The organism is Sphingomonas sp. NFR15, assembly GCF_900103265.1.
GTDB classification, from domain to species: domain Bacteria; phylum Pseudomonadota; class Alphaproteobacteria; order Sphingomonadales; family Sphingomonadaceae; genus Sphingomonas; species Sphingomonas pollutisoli.
The window spans coordinates 558986-582786 of sequence record NZ_FMWX01000002.1 but is presented as its reverse complement, the minus strand read 5'-3'; the positions used below and the strand labels follow the sequence as shown (position 1 = coordinate 582786).

Genomic DNA, 23801 nt, shown 5'->3' with positions numbered 1-23801 from the left:
TTCGACCTCTTCATCGCTCACTCCGCTTCCCTGGCCCTTCTCCATAACTGGAATTTTCCAGCTCAAAACGGCCCAAGAAACGGGCAGCAGGTCACACTCAGAGCGGCGCCGTCACGCCATCCGCGTCAGTTCAGCAGCCGGTTTTTCCGCAGCCTCGATACGGCCATGTCGACGAAGGCGCGCACCTTGGCGGGAGCGTGGCGGCCCTCCGGATGCATGACGTGGATGGGGAGCGCCGGCTCCTCGTAATCGGCGAGCACGATCTGGAGGTCCCCCGCGACCAGCGCCGGGCCGATCTGATAGTGCAGCACCCGGGTCAGGCCCCAGCCGGCCTTGGCCGACGCGATCGCGGCCTCGTTCGTGTTGGTTTGCAGGACCGCGTCGATCGTGATCCGCTGATCGTTGGCGAAGCGCCACTCCGGTGACGCCCAGGCGCTCGTCGATGCTGCGATGCGGTGCCGCTTCAACTCGGCAGGGGTCGTGGGCACGCCATGCTTGTTGAAATAGGCCGGGGCGCCGCAGACGACCCGCCGGACGGTGCCGACCTTGATCGCGCTGAAACCGGAATCCGGGAGGCGGCCGATCCTGATCGCCACGTCGATGCCCTCCTCGACGATGTTGACCGGCCGATCGACGAAGAAGGTGCGGGCGCCCATCGTCGGGTAAGCGTCGAGATATTCGGTGACGATCGGCAGCACGTACATCTGCCCGAACATGGCCGAAGCGGTGACGGCGATGGTGCCCGCGGGCGTGGCGTAGGAGCCGGCCGCGGCCGCTTCGGCCTCGGCGATATCGAACAGGATGCGGCGACAGTCCTCGAAATAGCGCGCGCCCGCCTCGGTCATCTTGACCGAGCGCGTCGTGCGGACGAACAGACGCGCGCCGATCAAATCCTCGAGCGCGGCGACGGCGCGGGTGACGGCCGGGGCGCTCATGTGCATCGCGCGCGCGGTCTCCGCGAAGCTTTCGGTCTCCGCCACCTTCACGAATATCCGCATCGCCTGCCACCGATCCATCTGGCCCCCGTTCGCTTTGACCGTCAGAGTATCCGCATCCGCGGCCGACCATGCCTATCAGGTCAGCGTAATAATCGGGTCGGGGATTGTCCAAGCCCGCTCGGCCGAACAGGCTTCGGATATGGATCAAGAACGGTGCCGACGATGGAGGTGGGCGGGAGATGGGCCTTGGCGATGGTTTCGATCTCACGGCAGACCTGACTGTCGATCCCCGCCTGGATGGCGAGCCTTCGCGCGTCTGCTCGCTCTTCGCCCTTCACCGCCAGCGCCAGCCGCAGCACCCGCGTCCTGCGCAGGTCGAAGCTGCGCCCGGCCCGCGCCGCGTCGATCTCGGCACCGGACATGCCGAGTTGGGCCGCTTCCTCATCCTGGCGCCGCATCAGGGCGGGATCGCCGCGATTGCCCGTCAGCGCCATTGCGATGGACAAGCGGGCCGGCGCATCGAGGGTGAACATTCGCATCGGTCAGATCCCCGCGCGACGGGTGCGCCACAGCGCACCCCCAGACCGGCTAGAAGCCGAAGTCGCTCAGACCGGGATGGTCGTCGGGGCGGCGGCCGAGCGGCCAGCGGAACTTGCGATCCTCTTCCCGGATCGGATGCTCGTTGATGCTGGCATGGCGGTGCGCCATCAGCCCATCCTCGGCGAATTCCCAATTCTCGTTGCCATAGGCGCGGAACCACTGGCCGCTGTCGTCACGATATTCGTAGGCGTAGCGGACGGCGACGCGGTTGTCGGTGAAAGCCCACAGCTCCTTGATGAGCCGGTATTCGAGCTCCCTGTTCCACTTGCGGGCGAGAAACGCCTGCGCTTCCTCGCGGTTGGTCGCGAACTCCGCGCGGTTACGCCAGCGTGTATCGGTCGTGTAGGCGAGCGCCACCTTGGCTGGGTCGCGGCTGTTCCAGCCATCTTCGGCCAGGCGCACCTTCTCGATGGCGCTCTCGCGGGTGAACGGAGGGAGAGGGGGACGGCTCATGCTAATCTCCTGTGGTCGGGGGCGTGTGTCGGGATCGATGGGGCGGGCGGCCGGGATGGGCGGTCGGCCGCCCACCGTATGTCATGCCGCGAGGCGATCGACGCGGGGGAAGTCGATCTCGGTGGCGAGCGCCTCGTTGACGTAATTGGTGAAGGTGTTGAGCGCGACGTGCGCGATGATCTCGAGGATTTCGGCGTCCGAGTAGCCGGCGGCGCGGACCGTCTCGACCTCGGCCGGCGCGACCGAACCGCGCGCGGCGGTCAGCGCTCGGGCGAACGCCACCGCGGCGGCGGCCTTGGGATCGCTGGACGTGCCGGCACGCGCGGCGGCGATCTCGGCGTCATCGAGCTTGGCGAAGCGGGCGCCGGTGTAGGTGTGTGCCGACAGGCAATAATCGCAGCCATTCGCTTCGGCCATCGTCAGCGCCAGACGCTCACGCGTCGCGACGGAGAGCTTGCCCTTGCCGAGCGCACCTTGAAGACCGGCGAGCGCATTGAGCGCGGCCGGGCTGGTGGAGACGAGCCGGAAGAGGTTCGGCACGGTGCCGAGCTGCTTCTGGACGGCTTCGAGGATCGGGCGCGATGCCTCGGGAGCGTCGTCGATCGTGGCGGGGGTCGGGATCACGGACATGGTATCGAACTCCTGGAAGACGGGACGTCTTCGCTAAGGGGAAGATGGTGCCTCACCGGGCGGCGATGAATGTCGAAAAGCCGGAAGGGATCGTTTCACTTGGTGGATGCAAACTGCCGTTCGCTGGCCGAGTGCGTTCACAGGTCGAGGTGAATCCGGTCCTCCTCGGCCGACGGCTGTTCAGCGGGCACCGCGCTGCAGATCAGCACCTCATCATCGGCCAGGCTGACGCCCGGCTGCCGGATGTGGGTGACGGCCCCGCGCAGCAGCTTCGTCTTGCAGGTTCCGCACGTGCCCTCCCGGCAACTAAACTCCGGCGACAGGCCACGCGCCTCGGCAAGGTCCAGGAGCGTTCCGGACGCCGGCGTCCACCGCGCCTCCTTGGCGGATGCCATGAAAGCGACCGGCACGGGCTTCGTCGCGGCGGGCCGCATCGGCGCTTGAGCGATAGCCCCAATGCCCGACGAGCGTATCAGGGACGACGGCCCGAAGGCTTCGGCATGGATGCGCGCGTCCGCGATGTTCAGGGCGCGCAGGCCATCATAGAGCGCCTGGGTGAAGGCCGGCGGGCCGCAGAGGTAGAAATCATAATCGTCGAAAGGGAGCACGCGGGTGAGGAGCGCCATGTCGATCCGGCCAAGCGCCTCGTAATCAGCGCCTTCGTCCGCACCCGTTGGATCGCTCAGCACCCGGATGACCTTCACCGCATTGAAAGACGTCTCGACCAGCTCGGCCAGTTCGGGACCGAACGGACGCTCCGCCTTCGTGCGCGCGGCATGGAACAGGTAGGTCGGGCGAACCCGCTGTTTGCGCACACCTTCATAGACGATGTGGCGCAGCATCGCGAGCATCGGCGTGATGCCTACCCCGCCCGCCAGCAGGACCGCGGGGCGCGTCTCGCGCGCATCGATGGTGAAATCGCCGGCGGGTGCGCGCGCCTCGATCACGTCGCCGACCCGCATCGTCTCATGGAGATAACGCGAGGCCGCGCCCGCGCGCTTGACGCTGATGCGATAGATCCCGTCGGACGGGGCGGAGGAAAGCGTGTAATTGCGGATGATGGGCTTGTCCGCTCCGGGAAGCGTCAGCCGGATCGGGAGATGCTGTCCCGCCCGGTGGGGCAGCAGCCCCGCGCCGTCGTCGGGCTGAAGGTGAAAGGAGCGGATCGTGCTGCTCTCGTCGACAATCTTCGTCACAGTGAACGGGCGCCACCAGGACGATAGCTCGGCGGCGCGGAGGCGGCTGGCGGCCTCGTTCCAATCACCGGTCAAGAGCGAACTCGGCGACCAGGGTTCGCGCTGCATGGTCCAGCGCAAGGCGAGCGCGCCGCGCCGACGCACGATCGTTTGCGGCTCGAACGTCCAGAGCCGCTCCGCGCCCTGGAACGCGGCGATCTCGGGACTGTCGAAGATCACTTCGGCCGTGCCCGTCATTTGCAGCATGTCGCCCGTCGCGTAATCGATGAAGAGCAACCCGGCCCTGCCAGTGAGGACCATGTTGCCAAGCGTGTTGAAGAACAGATTGCCATCAAAATCGGGGATGGTGAGCGTGCCGTCATCAGCGACGCGGACGAACCCGGCCCTTCCGCCGCGGTGAGAGACATCGACCTGCCGACGATCGTCGCGATCGGCATAGGAGGCGACGAAAAAGGAATCCGCGCCCCCGATCATGGCCCGCGCTGAGGAATCGAGTTCGGTCAGCGCCTCGCTCTCGCCGGCATGGGGCATGCCGACATCGCGCGCGTAGCTGACATCACGAAGCTGGATGTAGCGCGGGCAATTGCCGAAACTCTGTTCGACATCGACGCGGAAGCCGTGTTCGGCCTCGCCGATTACGCCGTTCATGCGATTCCGCCGGCGCGTGTGCATTTCGATGCCGAGCAGCCCGATCGGCTTGCCCGACCGCAGCCCCGGTGCGGCGGGATCGGCCGGGTCCGCGCTGGCATCGATCTCGAGCGCGGTAGAATCGGGGGAGGTGATGAACCCGGAACGGCCCTCAAGGATCGTCGCCCACGGGGCACCTGCCTCGTCGACACTGCCCACCACGATGAACGGGAGCTGCGCGTAGAACTCGCGGTGCTGATCGGGCATATAGTCCCGGATGACCCGCTGCCCGACCGAGGCCATGCGCTCGGCCACGCCGAGCCTCTCCTGGATGAGGCGCTCGCCCTCATGCCAAACCGGAAGCTTTGTCAGGTCCGCCGTCATCATTCTCGCGCCTCATGTTCGGGGCCGGCGGGCGCACCGGCGGCGCGCCCGCTGTCGGCGGCAGGATTATGCCGCCAGGCCGATCGGGGTTTGCATGAAGGGCCGGAAGCCGGGGAGGGCTTCGACCCGACGCAGGAATGCATTCACATTCGGGTAGCCCGAGAGATCGACATTGCCCTCCGGCGCACGCGCGACGTAGCTGTAGATCGCGACATCGGCGATCGTCGGCTGCGCGCCGGCCAGCCAGTCGGTGTCTTTCAGATGGGCTTCGAGACGGCCGAGCAGCGTGTGCGCGCGGCCGATCACCTCGTCCGCGTTGAACTTGGCACCGAACACCGTGATGAGCCGCGCCGCTGCGGGGCCGTAGGCGACCTCCCCGGCCGCGACCGACAGCCAACGCTGTACCGCTGCAGCGGCCTGGGGCTCTTCCGGCAGCCAGTCGGTACGGCCGGTCTTCTTGGCAAGGTAGACGAGGATCGCGTTCGAATCCGCGATCACGACGCCGTCATCCTCGAGGACCGGCACCTGACCGAACGGATTGAGCGCGAGAAATTCCGGACGCTTGTGCGCGCCGGCCGCCATATCGACCTCGACCAAATCGTGGGGAATGCCAAGCAGCGAGGCGAACAGCGCGGCGCGATGCGCGTGACCCGAAAGGGGATGATGATACAGCTTCATGACGATATCCTGCGATAGGGTTCGGGCCAGTCCCGATCCGCAGGGCCATTGTGCGTCTATCGTGATCCGTTGAGAACGATCCGCGACCGCACTTCATTATTCCGGCACATGCAATAATGGCCAGGTGTGTGGCAGGGGACAGGCGCGGCTTTGGCCGGTCAGCGAACCCGGTGGACAGGCTTCCGCGTCAACCGAAGGGATGACGAAGGCGGCGAAAAAGGCCGCGCTTGGCAGTTAATTCGAACATCTCGGAAGGGCTTTCGGGATCGAGCACCTCATTGTCGGCGAGCCACGCCTCGACCGTGCTGAGATCGGGGACTTCATAAGGCCGAAGCGACCGGCCGTTGCCGCGCAATGCCTCGATCGTGCCGATGAGGGAACCTTGCGCGTCGATCTGTGCCGCGACTCTTTCGACCGGCAGGCCGAGATGCTCCGCGATCAGGCCATCCCGGATCGCGCGAATGGCGTCGGCGCCTTCGTCCCCGGCATTGATGGTCACGTCGCACTCGGTATCCAGACCCATCGAGCGATTGTTCATATTCGCCGATCCGATGCGCAGGGTGCGCCCATCGACGATCATCACCTTCGCATGGACATAGATCGGCGCACCCTTGGCCGTGAATGGGTGGTAGAGCCGCAGACGGCCATGCGCGTCGCGCCGCTTCAGCGCGACCACGAGGCGGGCACGCGCGGTGTCCATCGCCACCGGCTCGAGCCAGCCTTCGGCCTGCTGCGGATTGACGATCACGATCTCCGGGCCGTGCGGTTCCGCCAGCCTCGCGGCGATCGCCTCGGCGATACGGCGCGACGCGAAATATTGGCTTTCCGCGTATATCGAGACTTTAGCAGAGGCGATCTGCTCCACGAACAGGGATTCGATCTCGCGGACTCCCGGGCAATCCGGCATCTCGGGAGAGGTTCGCGCGATCCCGACCTCGACGTCCTTGAACCCCACAGGCAGGCCCTCGGGCCAGCAGTCCGTGAGCGCATCGACCGGGGTGAGCGCCTCGCCGCTCGCGCGCTCCCAGCGGTCGCGCGCCAGCTCGCCGAGCGCCGCCGCGACCGGCCCCTGCAACGCCGTCGTCGCGTCGTGCCAGGGTTTATACTGTTTGCCGTTCGGGACGACCCGGCGAGGCTCGACATCACGATGCCGCCGCGTGTCCCACCGCTCGCTGGTCATGTCGATGCCGCCGCAGAAGGCGAGGCAGTCGTCGATCACGACGATCTTCTGGTGGTGCGAGCCGCCGGTAGGATGGACGCCGTCGAGCTTGGTGTGAATTCGCGGATGCCGCATCCACCGGGCGAGGGTGACGATGTTCGAACCCCGGACGAGCGTCTTGAGCGCACCCACATCCCAGCGCAGCAGGAAGATTTCGAGGTCGGGATTCCGCTCGACGAGCCAATAGATGAAATCGCCCACCGCGGCTGGCTCGTCCGATTCCCCCCTCGCTCCGACCAGATGGATGCGCGCGTCGAAGTCCCAGCCGATCAACATGATCCGGCGCTTCGCCTGCAGCATCGCGAGCCGCGCATTCTTGAAATACTCGTCCGCATCGATGAGCACGCTCATCCGGGTGGCCTTGGCGACGCGCCAGAATGCCTTGCTGTCCATGCTCACCCGATGTTTCCCAACCCATAAACGAATATTCCGCCTGAGCGCTCAGTGGCGAAGGCGGCTGGCGCAAGCAAGCTCGGTCGCGAGCCGGCGTGGCGGTCACCGCCGGCCGAGAGGGACCAAGATTGCGCCCATCGCCGATCTTCACACAGTCCCGCAAGCGGGTGGATGACCAGGCCGATCTCCCCGTTATAGAGGCCGGCATGATCAAGACGCTGCTCATCGCCGGCCGGGACCATCATCGCCTCGCGGAAATCCTGCATGTCGCCTCGCGCTTCGGGCTTGGCGTGCTGCTGGCGCGGCTCGGGCTCGAACGCCCCGAGGGGGAAGCCGAAGCTGCCGCCGAACCGCAAACGCTCCCCCGGCGGACGCGCCTTGCGCTGGAGGCACTCGGGCCGACCTTCGTCAAGCTCGGCCAGATCCTCGCGACGCGGGGAGACTTGCTGCCGCCCGAGTGGATATCGGAGTTGGAGCAACTCCACAGCCGCGCGCCCACGCTGCCGTTCGAGGATCTGCGCGCAGCCGTCGAGGATGCATTGGGCGAGCCTCCCGAAACCGCGTTCGCGCGCTTCGATCCCGAGCCGCTCGCAGCCGCGTCGATCGCGCAGGTGCATCGCGCCACGCTAAACGATGGGCGGCAGGTGGTGCTTAAAATCCGCCGCCCCGGCATCCGGCCGCGAATGGAGGCCGATCTCAGGCTGATCGCCCAACTCGCCGCCGTTGTCGAAACGGCGAGCGCCGAGGCGCGCCGTTTCGCCCCGGCGGCGATGATACGTCAACTGGCCGAGGCGGTGCTGGAGGAACTCGACTTCACGACGGAGGGGCGCAACGCCGACCGGCTCCGCGCGGATTTCGCGCGCGAGCCGCGCGTGGTGGTCCCGGAAATCCATTGGGCGTGGACGTCCGAGAGCCTGCTCGTCATGGACTATATCGACGGCGTGCCGCCGCGCGACGGCGATACGCTGCGCGCGGCCGGGATCGATCCGGCCGCGATCGCCGCGCTCGGCGCCGATATCGTCCTCGACATGGTGTTGGTGAACGGCCGCTTCCACGGCGACCCGCATCCCGGCAACCTGCTGTGCCTGCCCGGCGACCGCATCGCGCTCCTCGATCTCGGGATGATCGGACACGTCTCGCCACGCGGGCGGGAGGAATTCATCAGCTTCGTTCAGGCGCTGAACGAAGCCGATCCCGCGCAACTGGCCGACGTGCTCGCGACGTGGTCGGCCGGAAGCGGCGTGCCGCGCGCGCATGCGCAGCGGGCGGCGGAACGCTTGATCGCACGCCACGGCGGGGGCCGGATCGTGCTCAGCGCGATGGTCGGCGATTTCCTGCCACTGATGCGCGAGGAGGGCATGACGATGCCGCCGGACCTGCTGCTCATCTTCAAGGCTTTGGTCACGGTCGATGGCGTGCTCTCCAGGATCGAACCCGATTTCGATCTGTCGGCGGCGATGCAGCGCTCGTCGCTGCGGATCGCGAGGGCGCGGCTCTCGCCTGAATATTGGGCGCCGACCTTGCGCGCACTGGCGTGGGAATTGAGCAAGGTCAGCGACGACACGCCCCGCCTTCTGCGTGCGGCGATCCGCCGCCTCGAGGCCGATCCCGTGAACGGCGCCACCTCGACGGAGCAGGCCGAGGCGATGCTGTCGGCGGCCCGCTGGATCGCGGGTGCCATCGTCGTCGGAGCGGCGCTGCTGTCGGGCGCCCTGCTGCTTTCTTGAGCGGGCTGGACCGCAGCCGCAAAATCCTTGCGATGATATGTTGTAACTTCGGACCGGCCATGCCACATGCGTCCGGCAATGAGCGCTCACGTCCATCATCCGGCGATCCACTGGATCGAGTCGCGCTTCGACGGCCTCGCGATCGGCCTGTCGGGGCTATGCGTGATCCACTGTGTCGCCAGTTCCGTTCTGGTCGCGCTCGCGGCGTCGGCGGGCGGGCTCTTGCTCAACCCGATCTTCCACGAGGTCGGCCTGTCGATCGCGATCCTGCTCGGCGTGATCGCGCTGGGGCGGGGCGCGGTGACGCACGGCTATATGCTGCCCGCCGCGGTCGGGTCGTTCGGGCTGGGGATGATGGCCGGCGCGATGTCGCTGCCGCATGATGGCGGCGGCGGCGAGACGATCTGGACGTTGGTCGGCGTCGCGGTGCTCGCGCTCGGGCATGATCTCAACCGGCGCGCCGCGAATTAGAAAATCGCTCGGTCAGGAGCGCGCACTGGCTCACTGCCAATCGGCATGAAGAATGGGTGCCGGGCCGCTTGCGCGCCGGCACCCGTTGCTCGCTTGGCTTACTTGTCGTCCTTCACGCCGACGGTCGGCACGTCGATCGAGGTCTTCTTGGTCTCGACCTTGGGCACCGTCACCGTCTGCTTGCTGGTGCCGACCACGACTTCCTTCGAATGCACGTCGACATCCGGCAGGTCGCCGCCCTTGGCGCTGACATTGACCTTCGGCAGCGCGCCACCCTTCACGTCCGCGCTCCAGAAGCCGGTCGCGAACAGTACGCCGATGACGATCAGGATCGCCAGGATGATGCCACCGACGACCATGCCGGTGTTGCTGCGCTTCTCCACATAGGTGGTGGTGCCGTCTGCATTGCGATACTCGGTCATCGTAACTCTCCCTCGTTGAAGAGGCAAAAACACCGGGCTTTCTCGAATGTTCCACGCGTGCAACGGTGCCGATCTGATACGTTCGCGGAAAAACACCGATGATGCCGGATCGCGGAAAATTACCATGCCCGAAATGAGCTGCCTTTATGCGTGGCTCTGCTTGAGATGTACGGCCAAACGCACGTGCGTTGACCGAGTAAGCCGATTTTCATTTGCGCGCGATAGGTCGCGCGTTCGAGATCGACTGCAACATCCGGCACCCGCGTCCCATGAACGAAACGTCACGGAACATCCTGAGACTGTCGTTGGTATTCGCAGGCGAGGCATCTTGTTTAAAGGAAACCGCCATGCGCTTTGTATCGCTGATCGCGCTGCCCCTTCTCGTGGCGTCCGCCTCGCCGGCGCAGGCCAAGGGCTGTATCCGTGGCGCGGCCGCCGGCGGCGTCGCCGGGCATTACGTCGGCAAGGGCCATGCCGTGATGGGCGCGGTCGCCGGTTGCGTTGCCGCGCACCATTATTACGCCAAACAGGCGCGCGCGCAAAAGGCGGCGCGGGCGCGCCAGTAACCCGTCGGGTCGGCCGATCGCCTAGAAGGACGCGCTCAGGTTGATCGCGCCATAGGCGGTCGTTCCGCCCGGCGGCGCGTTGGATGCCGCCTGGCGGAAGCGCCCCTTGGTGAGCAACACCCCGTCAAGCTCCAAGCGGAGTTTGGCGGGGCGTAGCCACCAACGGAAACGGCTGTCGATCTGATGTCCGGCGAACCCGCCCGATCGCCCGCTCGCGTCGCGCACCCCCGTCGTCGAGAAAGCGTCGGTTCGCTCGGCCAGCCATAATGCATGATAGGTGACGAACGCGTCCCAGCGGCTCGACGGTGCGATCTCGATACGCGCGCCGGGCGTCGAGATGTTGGCCCGCCCGACCGCATTGTAGAGACCAGCCGGCGCCAGATCGGCACGGCGCATGCCGTACAACGTATCGAACCGCCCGTAGCGTCCGCCCGCGCGGTCGCCGCTGGCACGATCATATTGCAGCGATACCCGCGTGTTGAGCGGGTCGCGCAAGCTGTAGCCGGCGGACGCGTGGACGAACCAGGCCGAGACCGGCAGGCGTGCCGCCGCCGGCGCGAGCGAGGCGCTGATCGAGCCTGACTGGTAGAAAGCTTCGACTTCCCCGTCGGCTTTGCCCTTCGCGGGATCGCGAAAAACGCGGCCGCCATAGGTGTCGAGCGAGCGGTCGCGCGTCGGGCGGACAGGCCCGTCGCGTTCGCCGAGATGGTAGAAGTTCGCCTCGATTGTGGCGGGGCCGAGCGCACGCGCCTTGGCCGCGGTGCCGCCCCAGAGCACCAGATCGAAGCCTTCGTGGTCGAAGGCGACGGCGTTCGCGCGCAAGGCCTCGGCATCGTCGGGCCGGCGCTGCTGCGGAAGAACGTAGATGGCGGTCGCGGTGATGCCGCTGGCGGTCGCGAGGTCGGCGCGCAGCCCGGTATAGCCGTTGGTCGTGTTGCGATACTCGTCGGCAGCGACCAGCCGGCGCGAGCCGATGTTGAGCGTGAACCGGCCGGCCTGCGCGCTCAGCTTGGTCGAACCGATCGTGGCGCGCGCGCCGACCCACGCCTGCACGAGCTCGAACGCGTTGACCTCGCCCGTCGTCACCGGCGTGGCGGCATCCTCGCCATAGACGCGGCTGTCCCACAGTTCCGCGCCGATCGTGAACGGCCCCGTCCGGTACATGGCGAGCAGGGTGGTGCGCAGGTTGACGAGATCGTCGTCGCGCCCGAAGCCCGCGCGCGGCTGATTGGCGATCGCCTCGTAGCGCAGCCGCATCGTGCCGGAGAGATCGAGCCCCTCACGATCCTGCGCGACCGCCGGCGTCGCGATCAGCGCGACCGCCGCGAACGTCCATTTTCCCGCTATCGCCATCGCACCTGCCCCCGATCCGGCGGCATTCGCATGGCCGACGCGGCGGGTCGATGGAGATTTGCTTTCGGCGGCGTGATCGCCGCTACGCGTGCCCCCGGATGGGCGTTTCGTCACGGCGCAGCGTCAGAACCTCGACCCCGTCGCGGGTGACCGCGACCGTGTGTTCAAATTGCGCGGACAGCTTGCGATCGTCGGTGACGACGGTCCAGCCGTCGTCCTCGGTCGACACCTTGCGCGTGCCCTGGTTGACCATCGGCTCGATCGTGAAGACCATGCCTTCGCGGAGCTTGAGGCCGGTGCCGGGCCTGCCGAACGCGAGCACCTGCGGCGCCTCGTGCATTTCGCGGCCGATGCCGTGCCCGCAATATTCGCGGACGATCGTATAGCCGTGCTTCTTGGCGTGCCGCTCGATCGCGAAGCCTATGTCGCCCAGATAGCCGCCGGGCCGCACCGCGCGAATGCCCTGCCACATTGCCTCCTGCGCGACCCGGACCAGCCGCCGGGCGGCGGGGGGCGGGTCGCCGACGAGGTAGGTCTTGCTCGAATCGGCGATGAAGCCGTTCTTTTCGAGCGTGATGTCGAGATTGATGATGTCGCCGTCGCGGATGATCTCGTCCGGGTCGGGGACGCCGTGGCAGACGACGTGGTTGATCGAGCAGTTCAGGACGTATTTGAAGCCATATTGCCCCTTGCTCGCGGGCCGCGCGGCAAGATCGACGGTGATGAAGCGATCGACCATGTCGTTGACCTGCATCGTCGACAGTCCGGCGAGGGTCTGGCCGTCGAGCATCTCGAACACCGAGGCGAGCAGCTTGCCCGAGACGCGCATCAGCGCGAGTTCGTCGGGGGTCTTGACCATGTCAGGCGGTGGTCGCGCCGGGGAGGCGCACATGCGCGGCGGCGATCTGCGCCTGAACGATGTCGTTGAAGGATAGGCTCGGGTTCGCCTCGGCGAGCATGCCGATCTTCATCCAGAATTCGGCCTGCGCGTTGATCGAGCGGCACATCACGGCGCTGGCGCGGCGCGCCTCCTCATGCAGATCGTCGGCGATTTTCACGATGCCCATGCGCACACTCCCAATATACGAACCGTATATGGTTCGTAGTGTGCTAGGTCAACGCTCCCGCGTTCTCAGCGCCCGAGTGCCTTCAGAACCGTGCGGACATTGCCGGGCGCCAGGATCAGCACGATCACCGCGCAGGCGAGCGCGCCGCTGCCCAGCCGTGCCGCGAGCGCTGGCAGGTGGAACGGGGTGATCGGCAGCAGTTCGCTCGCCGCCAGCGCGTAGCCCGCCACCAGCGCGCAGGCGAGCGCGAGCCGGGGCAAATCGTGGCCGGTGCGCTCGACGCGCCGGGTCGCGGCGACGCAGCCGATCAAAATCGTCGCGGACACCGCCGCCGCCACCCATGCCGCCGCGATCGCGCCGAAATGCGGGATCAGCGCGATGTCGGCGGCCACGCCGAGCAGCGAGGGCGGCGTGGTCATCCAGCTCGCGAGGCCGGGGCGTTTGTGGAACATCAGTTCCTTGGTGAATTGCAACTGGATGCCGTCGAGCATCACCGCCAGCACCAGCGCGGGCGTCATGTGCGCGGCGCCAGCATAGCGCGGCGGGCCGAGGAAGCGGATCAGCTCGGGCGTGAGCGCCATCACGCCTATCGACAGCATCGCTAGCACCGCGACGATCGCCATGTCCATCGCCGCGATCAAGGGCAGCGCGGCGTCGCCCTGTCGGCGTTTTTCGTAGAAGAACGGCAGATAGGCGGCGTTGAACGCGCCCATCAGCACCGACAGCGGCGCCATGCCGCTCGCGCTCAACTGATAGAGGCCAAGGTCGGTCATCGACACCGAGCGGCCGATGATGACGCGATCCGCCATGCGGCGTAGCCATGTCGATAGCGCCACCGGCAGCGTCTTGACGCCATAGCCGAGGTTCTCGCGCATCTGCCGCCACGGCAGCGGACCCGCGGTGCGGTTACGGCGCAGGAAGCGCGCGCCCGCCGCGACCGCGACGATCCCCGCACCGATCGCATAGCCGTAGAACGCGCCGGCCGCGCCCCACCCGGCCAATACGAGCGCGACGCTGGCAAGCGCCTGCAACAGCGCCTGCAGGAGCTGGATCTGGACGAACGCCTTGGCGCGACGCTCGGCGCGCGCATTGGCGAGGTTGAACGCCACCACCGCCTGCAGCGACGATCCGGCCAACAGCAGCGGCACGAACGGGAGCGCCGGGATGGCGCCCCCGCTGATCCACGGCCAGACCGCGATCAACGGCCCGATCAGCAGCAGCGCGGTGCCGACCGCCACCACGATCCGCAGCACGAAGCCGACGACGAGGAAGCGGCGGATTTCATCCGGGTCGTGATGGTCGTAATACAGCCGCGTCGTAGCCGCATCGAGCCCGAGGCCGGACACGATCAGCAGCACGTTGAGCACCGTCATGCAGAAGCCCCACGCGCCGAACTCGCCGGTGCTCCATAGCCGTGTGTAGAGCGGCACGAGCAAGAGCGGGAACAGCCGGTTGATCACCGTGCCGAGCAGATAGGCGCCCGTGTTCGTCACCATCCGGCTCGCGCCGAGTCGGCGAATCAGACTGCCTGCCACTGAACCCCCGCTGTCCGCCGAACCGATCGGCGGCCTCGCCGCGATAGCCGAGTGGTGCGCCAAGGTCACGCGGGCGCGTCATGCCGACTGGAATGCTCCGTTATGGCGCGGATGGCTTGTTTCGAACGGCTGCCGCCGCGCATGCCGGGCGAGGTCGGAAGTGGGGGCATCAGGAGCGCGTGAGCAGGGTCTTCAGCCACCGGCACCGCGCGCCGCTCCGGCGCGGTCGCGCGCGGGCGCAGATGCGGCCACGCGCGCTCGATCGTGGGAGCGTCGCTCATCCACTTGCGGCGCGGGCCGTGTTCGCGGCGCTGGCGCTTCTCGTCCTCTCCTTGTGCTACAAGATCGCCGCGCTGGGTGTGGTCGTGATGCTGGCGCTCGGCCTCGCGATCTGGACCTGCCGCGAGAGCTTCCGCCGCTTCGACGGCGTCTTCGTGCTGGCGCTCGCCTATATCGCCGATGCGACGGTGACGAGTTTCATGGTGTCCTTTCCGGCGGGCGTGGCGCGGACGGTGCAGTTCGGGATCATCGTGGTCGCGCTGGTCGGACTGTACGCCTATGCGCAGTCCGCAAGGCGCGCCGACGCGGAGTTCCTGCTCAAAGGCATGGGGGCGCTGTGCGCGCTCGTCACCGCGCATCTGGTGATCTGGCACGTGCTGCATCACCATCTCGTCACCTGGAAATATCTGTCCGACACCAAGCTCGTCCTGTCGCTGGCGCTGATGCCGCTGTTCGGGCTGGAGGACTGGATCAAGGCCAAGGGGCGCCATCTCTTCCCCGCGCTGTTGGTGGTCGCCTTCGCGATCGTGCTGCTGAGCGGGGAGCGCAAGGCGCTGATCCTGTTCTGCGCGCTGTTCGCGCTGTGCCGATTTTCGCTCGGGGCGAAGCTCGGCCTCGCTGCCATGATCGGCGCCGTCGCCAGCCTGGCGCTGTTGCTCGACGATGGCCATATCCACCGCGAACTCACCAGTGCCTCGCACGATTATTCGCACACGCCGACGCGCTACTTCTTCACCGTACAAAGCATCTACGATCAGAGCGATATCGTCCGCGAGTTCGTCAACCGCAACGCCTGGACCCTGTTCGTGCATCATCCCGCGTTCGGGGTGGGGGCGACCGGCTATTGGGCGTGGGCGGCCGCGACCTATGGCCCGACCGGGTTCGCGATGAACGTCCACGGCGAGGTCCACCGCATCCCCGCCGAGGGCGGCGTGTTCGGGATCGCGCTCGTCGCGGGTTTCTTCGGCCTCGCATTGTGGCGGGCGGTACGGCATCTGGTGAACAGCGGCGGGTTCGCGGCGGCGTCGCTCGACCGGATGCCGCTTTATGGCATCATCCTGCTGCTCAGCTATTGCTATGCCGAGGCGGTCGATACCGCGATGCTGTTGCTGATCGGCGGGGTCGGGGTGGTCGTTGGGGCGCTACCGGTGCCGGCGGGCAGCTTGCGCGCGCGTGGCGCCCGGATCACCGGGTCCGGTTCCGCCGTGCGCGCGCAGGCCGTGCCTGGCAGTTTGCGCGCCCGATCCTGACGGTCACCGCGGCGCGAAGATCCAGCCGCCGATCGGGCTGCGCATCATCCACCGGGCGACGAGGAACGATAGCAGAAGAGTCGCGGCGTATGTGACCGCGAGCAGCGATATCGTCGCGGCCAGCGTATGATCCTGCCCGGTCAGACGCACCAGTGCATAGCCGATGACGCCGTGGATCAGGTAGATCTGGAGCGAGTGGCGCCCCAACGCGTCGAGCCAAGGTGAACGAAGGCGCGCGCCGCCCCGATAGAAGACGAGCGAGGCGGCGATCATGACGGTATCGGTGACGATCAGGCCGCCGGGATGTCCGGCATCGTAAACCTTGAAGTCCGACAGGTTGATCCAGAATTTGTTGATGAAGCACAGGCCGATCATCGTGACGAACGCCGCACCCGCCGCCCAGACGGGGACCGCCTCGGCCCATCCCGACCTCGCCAAAGTCGCAGCGATCAGGCACGGGAACAGCATGTAGCAGACGATCGGCAGTCCCCACGGCAGCATCGCGGCGGTCGCCGCATCGAGATACCCGACTGTCACGTGCAGGGCGGCGGCGGCGAGCAGCGCGGCGATCAACCCCGCACGGGTGGCACGTTCGAGCAACGGCCGGATCGTCGCCAGGACGATGAAGACTGGCAGGAACCAGAACATCTCGAACCCGGTCGCGCGATCCAGCGCGGCGCTGTTCGCCAGGCCGAGCGCGGCCGCATAGCGCATGAACGCATCACCGACGGATCGCGGCGCTTCGGCAACCCCGGACAAAGCGAACAGCGCGGCATAGGCCGTCACGAACACGCAGAACGGACGGTAATATGCCTTCAGCGGAAACAGCCAATCCACCCGGCGACCGCGATCTGTCCGGCGCAGGAAAGGGATGAGCAGAAACGCCTCGACGTGAAAATTGTAGAGGAGCCGATACGCTCCGTAGAAATGCGATTCGAACAGGCGATTGTGTCCGAGCACGATCAATCCGATCAGAACGCCACGCCAGGCATGGGCGCCCGCGACCGTCTTTGCGCGCCCGGCACCGATCACCGGCGACGCGGCTTCCGGTGCGATCGCGATCGGAGGCACGGAGCCGTGACCGACCTGCCTATATGACACTACGCCCTCCGTCGTTTTGGACACATCGCACCGGCCGCTCCAGCGCTGAAGCGAGCCGCCGCGCCTCGTTCAGCGGCGGTTGAAGTCGAGTTACCGCCTCGATCGGATATCACGACGCAGATGAAGGAGGACGCGGTATGCTCATGTGTCGTCCGCAAATGTCGGCGTCGGCAAACACCCTGCTTCGATGGATTTCTGTCGTCCTAAGGCGACAGTCAACACGATAGCGAAAGTCAGTTACAAGTTAAACCGTAGAGAATAGAAACAAGAACGCGATACATCCATTATGGATAATTCACCTTAGCACTCCCTATTTTAAAGCACATGATCCGGATCGGACGTATAATGTGTGATATCGTGCCGATGCGGTTTGATGACTCGGCCTTCCGTACGTATAAATACGGCGCTTGATAGTGCCGATTGCGAACCACGTAATCAAAGCACGGATCATTCGCTTGGCTCTCGGGCCCATTTTGGAGGAGGGATTTCATGGGGGTAGGTTTTGGCAAAAAAATCGCTGTTCTGGCGGGGGCTTCGGCCATTTTCCTCGCCGGTCCCGCGATGGCGAACACCATCAACCTGGGGACGCTTACGAACAATGTCGGGACCGGCACCGGCGGTTTCATCGGCAGCGCCAGCAACCCGAGCGATCACATCACCTTCACGCTTGCCCCGGCCGGCAAGCCGTGGGACGTTGGCGGCAGTGGCAATGTCAGCCCGCCGGTCACGATCGGGTCGGTCACGATCGGCCTCACCACGCTCAGCGCCAAGTTCTATTCGGTCGTGGGCAACGTGTTCCTCGGCGAATTGATCGCCGGTGAGACCAAGACCTTCACGAACCTGGTCGCGGGCAGTTACTACGTCGATGTCACCGGCACGTCGGTGAACGGACTGGGGGGGAGCTACAGTCTGAACCTCCTCCCGGCGGCGGCGCCTGGGCCGGCCGGCTTCCTGTTCGTCGGCGGTGCGGCCGCGTTGATGGCGTCGCGTCGTCGCCGTCAGAAAGCCAAGCTCGCGCTTGCCTGAAGTCGCGGATCGGTGCGGCCATCCATGTGGCCGCACCGATTTCGTCGAGCGGGAGCGGGGGCCGCCCGGGGGCACGGCGGTATCATCTATGCGGGGAAATTGATGTTCGAGGATGGCATCGTGTGCCGGATCGCCCGGCGCTTTCACGTTATCAAGGTCGCTACGGTGCTGGGTACCGCCGCGGGGCTTGCCGGTTGCGGTACGCCGAAGACCCCCGATCAGCTCATCGCCAAAGGTGACAAGTTCGAGGTCACGCTTGGGGAGTATGACCAATTCCTGCGGCAGATGCCGCCGGTAACGAAGGAGGCGGTCGCGCCGATGCGGCGGATGCTGCTCCAGCAACTCGTCAATGAGAAATTGCTCGCGGAAGCGGCGATATCGGCGAAAATGGAGGACGATCCCGCCAACAGCCAGGCGATCGCCGCAGCGAAAAGAGCGATCCTCGCGCAAGCCTATATCCGTAATCTGACCGGCAAGCTGCCGAAGGCCGAGCCGCGCGAGATCGAGGCTTATTACAACGCGCACCCCGCGTTGTTTTCCAACCGCCGCCGGTTCATCGTCGAGGAATATGTCCTCAAGAGCGACATGCCGGACATCCGCAGCTATGTGGACGCACTCACCAACGGTGACTTCAACACGCTCGCGGCGGTGGTTTCAAACAAGATTCCCTTCTTGCAGCCGACCACCGTGGCCCGGTTCACCGACGAACTTCCCGACAATCGCGACATGCTCGATACGCTGACGGTCGGGTCCAGTATCGTCTATCAATCGCCGGGCCAGCTTCACCTCGGCCGAATTCAGTCGGTCACCCTCGAGCCGGTCCCGCTGGAGGCGGCGACCGGCAAGATCGAGCGCAGCCTCGCGGACGATCGGGTCGAGCAGATCGCGCAAGCCGCGGTGAAGACGTTGCGCAAATCGCGCAATGTCGAGATTCTCAACGCCAATCTGAAGCAGGCGGTCGCCGAGATCCCGCCCAAGGGGCCCCGGTCGTGAGGCGGCTCGCCTGCGCGCTCGCGCTCTCCGCGTCGGCCGTTTCGCCCTTCGCGCAGGCGCAGACCGCCACGTCTGGCGCGGCGGCCGCGGTGAGCGTCGCCAACGATGCCGCCTATCTGGTCGGCGCGGGTGATGTGCTGGCGGTGACGGTGTACCGCGCCCCGGACTACAACAGCGTGGTCGAAGTCGCCGAGGATGGCACGATCGTTTTGAACGCGGTCGGCCGGGTGCAAGCGGCGGGAATGACGCCGGCCCAGGTCGGCAATGAGATCACGCGGCGGCTGCAAACCGGCGGGATCTTCCGTGATCCGCTCGTCAACGTCATGGTGCAGACCTATCGCAGCCGCACCGTTTCGGTGCTGGGGGCGGTCGGAAAGCCTGGCGAATATCCGCTCGACCGTGGTGGGATGACCATCACCGAAATCCTCGCGCGCGCCGGCGCGACGCTCGGCGTCGGCGGCGGCACCGTACGGGTGGTTCGGCGGGACGGAACGCAGCAGGATCTGCCCGCCGACCAGTTGCTTGCGGGTACCGCCAATCCGACGCTGCAACCGCATGACACGCTGATCGTCACCGAAAGCGCGACCTTCTACATTTCGGGCGAGGTGCAGCGGCCCGGCAACTTCCCGCTCGAACCGGGGCTGACGATGGAGCGCGCGATCGCGCTCGCCGGCGGCATCACGCAGCGCGGCGCGCGTAGCCGGCTCAAGGTGACGCGGCACGAAGGCACCGCCGACGCGATCATCCGTGCCAAACCGCAAGACCCGGTGAAGCCGCGCGACCTCATCCTGGTCGGCGCGCGTCTGTTCTAGGCAGGGGGCGAGAGCGTGACTCCCAGACATATCGGCAGGGTTCTGTTCGAGAAGTGGCGGATCGTCGCTGCGTGCGTCGTGGTATCGCTCGCGTTCGCGGTGCTGAGCCTGGTGATGACGCGCCCGATTTACAAATCGACCGCGACGGTGGTGGCGGGGGTGCGCGCGCCCGAGACGATCGGGCCGCAATCGGTCGCAGAGCAGCTTTCGGCCGATTATCTGCTGACGCAGGAGGACATCCTCAAGAGCGATCGTGTCGCGCGCCAGGTCGTCACCGACACCGGGCTGGCGACCATGCCCGATGCGGCACGTCAGTTCGGTTGGAAACCCAAGGACGGGGCGCTGCCCGATTTCCTCGCGCGCCGGCTGCGGGCCTCGCTGATGATCGATTCGAGCGCGGTCAATTCCCGGGTGATGGAGATCAGCTTTCTCAGCGGCGACCCGCGCTTCGCCGCGACGATGGCCAACGCCTTCGCGGCGGCGTTCATCGACGTCAACATCCAGCTACAGGCCGATCCGGCGCGGCGGACGGTCGCGTCTTATACTCGGCAGCTCAACGACATGAGCCGCACGCTGCACGGGATGCAGGCGCAACTCGCCGCCAAGGAACGCGCGCTCAATCTCGTTGCCGGTAAGGGCGAGGCCGATCCCGACAGCGCCCGGCTCAATGCCTTGTCGACGCAACTCGCCGCCGCCCAGGCGCAGAGCGTCGCGGCCTCGTCGCACGCCGGGGGCGCGGCGCTGCCCGACACGATGGCGAGCGGGGTGGTGATGGGCCTGCAAACCGAGATCGCGCGGCTGGAGGCGCAACGCAGCCAGCTCAGCGCGACCGCCGGGCCCAACAATCCCGATTATCGTCAGCTCGTCGCGCAGATCACCGCGATGCGCGGCCAGCTCGCCGGGCAGGAGGCGCTGATCCGCAAGACGGCTGCGGCGAGCGCGGCACAGGCGCGAACGGTGCAGGCCGGGCTGAGCGGCGCGGTGGCGGCGCAGCGCGACCGCGTCACCAAGGTCCGCGCGGCGCAAAACGAAGTGTCGATATTGCAGCAGGATATCGCCAATCAACAGGCATCCTACGATCAGATCGCGCAGCGTCGCGCGCAATTGCAGGTTCTCGACGCCACCGCGCAGACCAACATCTCGATTCTGTCCCCGGCGACGCCCAGCGAGAAGCCGGTGCTGCCGCGGCGGTTCGTGACGATGGCGTTCGGTCTCGCCTTCGGCTTGGCCGCGGGGACGGTGCTCGTGATCGGCATCGCTTTCTTCGACCGCCGCATCCGCTTCAGTGGCGAGATGGAGACCTGGCTCGGCATTCCCGATCTCGGCACCATTCGCATCAGCCCGCCGCGACCGCTCCGCCTGCCGCGAATGGTAGCCGGCCTGTTGCCGAACATGAGGGTCGAGGAATGAAGTACAACAGCCGCGAATGGGATGAACTGTCGGTGCGGATCGCCGATCTGCTCGTCGCGGAGGCTCGGGTTGGCGATACCTTGCCCGAGGAAGCGGCAAGGTTGTCGCGGGATCGTACCTTCTTGTTCCGGCGCGCCGCCGCGATGCTCGGCGATGCTTCGGCCGCGGCCGGCACCGTGCAGAGCGTCTGGCCGCCCGCGGCCGGACCAGGCTTCGCCGACGATCTGTTCGCGCTCAAAAGCCCGCATTCGCCCCGCGTCGCTGAACTGCGTCGTGTCGCGCAGACCCTCGCGATGCGCTGGTTTCTGGCCGAGCCAAAGCATAAGGCGCTGTCGATCATCAGTGCCGACCGGCGCGAGGGCCGGACCGCCGTCGCCAGCAACCTCGCTTGCATCTTCGCGCAATCGGGGGTCCGCACGTTGCTGATCGACGCGGATCTGCATAACCCCGCGATCCACACGAAGTTCAGCATCGCGGATGCCCCCCCGGGGGCGACCCATCGGCCCGTGCGTGGCGTCGAGAACCTGTGGGTGATACCGGCGGCGACGCTGACCGCGTTGCGCCACGATCATTTCATGCAGTCCGCGCTGCAATCGTTGATCGCGACGATGCGCGAGGAGTTCGAAGTGATCTTCGTCGATACGCCCGCGGCCGCGACCTCGAACGACTATCAGGTCGCCGCGCTCGCGACGACGGGTGCGCTGTGCGTGACGCGCGCCGGCGTCACCCGCGCCCGCCGCTCGTCGCGGATGCTCGATTTGTGCGAAGACGCCGGCATCGTGATCGTCGGCGGCGTGATGTTGCGGCCATGATGACGGCCGCGACCGCCACGCCGGGACCGGCCCATGTGCGCGAGGGTGCGGCGGGCGCGCCCGTGCATCGAACCGAGGGTGTCGCGCTGGCGCTGATCCTGTTCGGTCTGGTCGCGCTCTACGTGCCCGTGCTGGTCGAATATGGCGCGCTGTTGCTGTGGAGCGAGGAGGACAATCACAGCGGGTTGCTGCTCGCGCTGGTGCTGTTCGCGTATTGGCGCGATCGGCGCGCCTTCACCTGGTCGGCGACGCGGCGCGAACGGGTGGTCGGCGCGTCTGGGGTCTTCGTTGCCCTGATTCTCTACTTCATCGGCCGCGTCACCGATTCGGTGCAACTCCAGGGCGTGTCGCTGCCGATCGTGATGACCAGCCTCGCGCTCGCGACCGGCGGAACGGCGCTCGCGCGGCGCTGGTTGCTGCTCGCCGCGCTGCTGATCTTCATCGTGCCGTGGTTCGGCCCGATCGCGGATGCGCTGCTGGTGCCGCTGCGGCTGGCGCTGACGCATTCGGCGGCACGGCTCGCCGCCGCGCTGGGCTTCCCGGTGACGACCTCCGGCGTGCTCATCTATGTCGGCTTCGTCCGGCTCAACGTCGCGGGCGCCTGCGTCGGGTTGCGTGCGATGGTGTCGATGACCGCGATCGGCTTTCTTTTCCTGCATTTCTTCCCGGCACGGTCGCGCGGTGCCGCACTGCTGTTCGTGGTGTTGATGCCGGTGATCGCCCTGTCGGCGAATTTCATCCGGATCTTTGCGTTGATCGTCACCGCCGCGTTGTTCGGCGTATCGGGCGAAGCGATCGTCCATGATGTCGCCGCCTATGTCGAGGTGGGTGTGGTGTTGACGGCCTTCATGCTGCTCGGCCGCGCCTTGGGCCCGGTGGAGGCGCGGGCATGATCCAGCGCCGCGACGTGCTCGGCGCGGCGTTGTTCGCGGGTCTCGCAGGTGCCACGTCGGTCGGGGCGATCGGCTTTCGGCGCGCGCAACGCGCGGTGCCGCCGGGGGGGGACGTGGTGCTCACGGCGTTGCCGCCGCAACTCGGCGCGTGGCGGCTGCAGCCCTCCCGCGCGGACATGGTCGATCCCATCGAACTCGACGCCGCCTTCGCGGCGGCGCTGGACATGTACGATCGCATCGTCGAGCGCGACTATGTCGCACCGGCGCTGCCGCGCATCATGCTCAGCATCGTCTACAAGCGCGAGCTTCGGCAGGAGGACCGGTTTCACTGGCCCGAATTCTGTTACGCCACCCAGGGCTTCAAGGTCCGCCGCCTCGCGCCTCTTGCGCTGCCGGATGGGCCGGTGGTGACACGGTTCCTCGGCGATCGCTTCGGGCGCAACGAGCTGGTCGGGTATTTCATGCGGATCGGTGATGCGCTGCCGGCGGGCTCGCTGGCGGTGCGTGCGGCCTTGTTCCGTCAAAGCCTGGCGCTGCGCCTGCCCGATGGGGTGATGGTGCGTGCCTCGTTCCTGACCGACGAGCTCGCCACTGATGACCCGGCTGCGGCGGACGCCGTGCTCGCGAGCTTCTTCGAGAAGCTGCTCGCCGATGCGGGGCGGCCATTGTTGAAGATGCTGGTCGGTGAGGCGCTCCGATCGGCGTGAGCGGCTGCGCGATGTTGAGCGGATGATGCGGACCAGGTGAGGCCCCGGATTTCAGGGCCATATCCCGCGCTCTAAAGAAAGTTCCATATAAATCCGAAACGGACACGTCATATACGTAAGTATAGATCATAATATTGACGCGATAGCGCGCCGCGCATAGAAATGATGCCACGATCACCGTGGGGATGATCGTAAAAATCTCGATGAAGTAAGGGTGGTTTGCGTAAGTCTCCGCGGTGAGATTGCGGATGATGGTGCG

At 66.5% G+C, this 23801-nt stretch carries 24 protein-coding genes; 11 read left to right on the top strand and 13 right to left on the bottom strand.

What is annotated here, in order from left to right; translation table 11 throughout:
• Positions 1–125 precede the first annotated feature (125 nt).
• The 7 genes from BLS81_RS08205 to BLS81_RS08175 all read right to left on the bottom strand — a co-directional run bounded on the left by BLS81_RS08205 (position 126) and on the right by BLS81_RS08175 (position 7118).
• Entirely contained in the window at positions 126–998 is an 873-nt protein-coding gene (locus BLS81_RS08205) for a LysR family transcriptional regulator (RefSeq protein ID WP_256326137.1), read from the bottom strand.
• An 80-nt stretch (positions 999–1078) separates the two neighbouring features.
• On the bottom strand, positions 1079–1471 hold the full coding sequence (locus BLS81_RS08200; RefSeq protein WP_093222905.1) for a hypothetical protein: 393 nt from the start codon (positions 1469–1471) through the stop codon (positions 1079–1081).
• Between the two features lie 55 nt (positions 1472–1526).
• Positions 1527–1991, bottom strand: a complete 465-nt coding sequence (locus BLS81_RS08195) for a nuclear transport factor 2 family protein (protein ID WP_093222903.1) — start codon at positions 1989–1991, stop codon at positions 1527–1529.
• Positions 1992–2072: 81 nt separating this feature from the next.
• Positions 2073–2621: a carboxymuconolactone decarboxylase family protein gene (locus BLS81_RS08190; RefSeq protein WP_093222902.1), complete on the bottom strand. Its 549-nt coding sequence runs from the start codon at positions 2619–2621 to the stop codon at positions 2073–2075.
• Positions 2622–2758: 137 nt separating this feature from the next.
• Complete coding sequence (locus tag BLS81_RS08185) at positions 2759–4489, bottom strand: FAD-binding oxidoreductase (RefSeq protein WP_256326136.1); 1731 nt, start codon at positions 4487–4489, stop codon at positions 2759–2761.
• A gap of 405 nt (positions 4490–4894) precedes the next feature.
• The gene (locus BLS81_RS08180) at positions 4895–5506 is read right to left on the bottom strand and encodes a glutathione S-transferase family protein (protein ID WP_093222900.1); all 612 of its coding nucleotides are present in this window, start codon (positions 5504–5506) and stop codon (positions 4895–4897) included.
• A gap of 187 nt (positions 5507–5693) precedes the next feature.
• Positions 5694–7118: a phospholipase D-like domain-containing protein gene (locus BLS81_RS08175; protein ID WP_093222898.1), complete on the bottom strand. Its 1425-nt coding sequence runs from the start codon at positions 7116–7118 to the stop codon at positions 5694–5696.
• Positions 7119–7324: 206 nt separating this feature from the next.
• On the opposite strand from BLS81_RS08175, the gene BLS81_RS08170 reads away from it, so the two are divergent.
• Both BLS81_RS08170 and BLS81_RS08165 read left to right on the top strand, forming a co-directional pair.
• Positions 7325–8845: an ABC1 kinase family protein gene (locus BLS81_RS08170; protein WP_093222897.1), complete on the top strand. Its 1521-nt coding sequence runs from the start codon at positions 7325–7327 to the stop codon at positions 8843–8845.
• A 78-nt stretch (positions 8846–8923) separates the two neighbouring features.
• Positions 8924–9316, top strand: a complete 393-nt coding sequence (locus BLS81_RS08165; protein WP_093222895.1) for a MerC domain-containing protein — start codon at positions 8924–8926, stop codon at positions 9314–9316.
• A gap of 98 nt (positions 9317–9414) precedes the next feature.
• Here BLS81_RS08165 and BLS81_RS08160 read toward each other — a convergent pair whose 3' ends face one another.
• The gene (locus BLS81_RS08160) at positions 9415–9738 is read right to left on the bottom strand and encodes a hypothetical protein (RefSeq protein WP_093222894.1); all 324 of its coding nucleotides are present in this window, start codon (positions 9736–9738) and stop codon (positions 9415–9417) included.
• A 347-nt stretch (positions 9739–10085) separates the two neighbouring features.
• Between BLS81_RS08160 and BLS81_RS08155 the strand changes: the two genes are divergently transcribed.
• Positions 10086–10304 carry a hypothetical protein gene (locus BLS81_RS08155; RefSeq protein ID WP_093222892.1) on the top strand — a complete coding sequence of 73 codons (219 nt, stop codon included), beginning with the start codon at positions 10086–10088 and terminating at the stop codon, positions 10302–10304.
• 21 nt (positions 10305–10325) lie between these two features.
• Here the strand turns inward: BLS81_RS08155 and BLS81_RS08150 are convergent, their stop codons facing one another.
• The 4 genes from BLS81_RS08150 to BLS81_RS08135 all read right to left on the bottom strand — a co-directional run bounded on the left by BLS81_RS08150 (position 10326) and on the right by BLS81_RS08135 (position 14220).
• Positions 10326–11771, bottom strand: a complete 1446-nt coding sequence (locus tag BLS81_RS08150) for an alginate export family protein (RefSeq protein ID WP_256326135.1) — start codon at positions 11769–11771, stop codon at positions 10326–10328.
• Positions 11740–12516, bottom strand: coding sequence for a type I methionyl aminopeptidase (gene map / locus BLS81_RS08145; protein WP_093222889.1), 777 nt, complete (start codon positions 12514–12516; stop codon positions 11740–11742). The genes BLS81_RS08150 and map overlap by 32 nt, the downstream gene beginning before the upstream one ends.
• A 1-nt stretch (position 12517) precedes the next feature.
• Complete coding sequence (locus tag BLS81_RS08140) at positions 12518–12724, bottom strand: ParD-like family protein (protein ID WP_093222888.1); 207 nt, start codon at positions 12722–12724, stop codon at positions 12518–12520.
• 65 nt (positions 12725–12789) lie between these two features.
• Positions 12790–14220, bottom strand: a complete 1431-nt coding sequence (locus BLS81_RS08135; RefSeq protein WP_093222886.1) for a lipopolysaccharide biosynthesis protein — start codon at positions 14218–14220, stop codon at positions 12790–12792.
• 218 nt (positions 14221–14438) lie between these two features.
• Here BLS81_RS08135 and BLS81_RS08130 point away from each other — a divergent pair, with 218 nt between their 5' ends.
• Entirely contained in the window at positions 14439–15788 is a 1350-nt protein-coding gene (locus tag BLS81_RS08130) for an O-antigen ligase family protein (RefSeq protein ID WP_093222885.1), read from the top strand.
• Between the two features lie 3 nt (positions 15789–15791).
• On the opposite strand, the gene BLS81_RS08125 is transcribed toward BLS81_RS08130, so the two are convergent.
• Positions 15792–16889 carry an acyltransferase family protein gene (locus tag BLS81_RS08125; protein WP_093222883.1) on the bottom strand — a complete coding sequence of 366 codons (1098 nt, stop codon included), beginning with the start codon at positions 16887–16889 and terminating at the stop codon, positions 15792–15794.
• A gap of 561 nt (positions 16890–17450) precedes the next feature.
• Here BLS81_RS08125 and BLS81_RS08120 point away from each other — a divergent pair.
• From BLS81_RS08120 to BLS81_RS08090, 7 genes are all read left to right on the top strand, one after another.
• Positions 17451–17915, top strand: a complete 465-nt coding sequence (locus BLS81_RS08120) for a hypothetical protein (RefSeq protein WP_093222882.1) — start codon at positions 17451–17453, stop codon at positions 17913–17915.
• A 102-nt stretch (positions 17916–18017) separates the two neighbouring features.
• Positions 18018–18908 (top strand): peptidyl-prolyl cis-trans isomerase, encoded by an 891-nt coding sequence (locus tag BLS81_RS08115; protein ID WP_093222880.1) that lies wholly within the window; start codon positions 18018–18020, stop codon positions 18906–18908.
• Complete coding sequence (locus BLS81_RS08110) at positions 18905–19720, top strand: polysaccharide biosynthesis/export family protein (protein WP_093222879.1); 816 nt, start codon at positions 18905–18907, stop codon at positions 19718–19720. The genes BLS81_RS08115 and BLS81_RS08110 overlap by 4 nt, the downstream gene beginning before the upstream one ends.
• Positions 19721–19735: 15 nt before the next feature.
• Positions 19736–21130, top strand: coding sequence for a GNVR domain-containing protein (locus BLS81_RS08105; protein WP_093222877.1), 1395 nt, complete (start codon positions 19736–19738; stop codon positions 21128–21130).
• The gene (locus BLS81_RS08100) at positions 21127–21942 is read left to right on the top strand and encodes a tyrosine-protein kinase family protein (protein ID WP_093222876.1); all 816 of its coding nucleotides are present in this window, start codon (positions 21127–21129) and stop codon (positions 21940–21942) included. The genes BLS81_RS08105 and BLS81_RS08100 overlap by 4 nt, the downstream gene beginning before the upstream one ends.
• Positions 21942–22835 (top strand): exosortase/archaeosortase family protein, encoded by an 894-nt coding sequence (locus BLS81_RS08095; RefSeq protein WP_176787077.1) that lies wholly within the window; start codon positions 21942–21944, stop codon positions 22833–22835. The genes BLS81_RS08100 and BLS81_RS08095 overlap by 1 nt, the downstream gene beginning before the upstream one ends.
• Positions 22832–23542, top strand: a complete 711-nt coding sequence (locus BLS81_RS08090; RefSeq protein ID WP_093222873.1) for an exosortase C-terminal domain/associated protein EpsI — start codon at positions 22832–22834, stop codon at positions 23540–23542. The genes BLS81_RS08095 and BLS81_RS08090 overlap by 4 nt, the downstream gene beginning before the upstream one ends.
• The last annotated feature ends 259 nt before the right edge of the window (positions 23543–23801 follow it).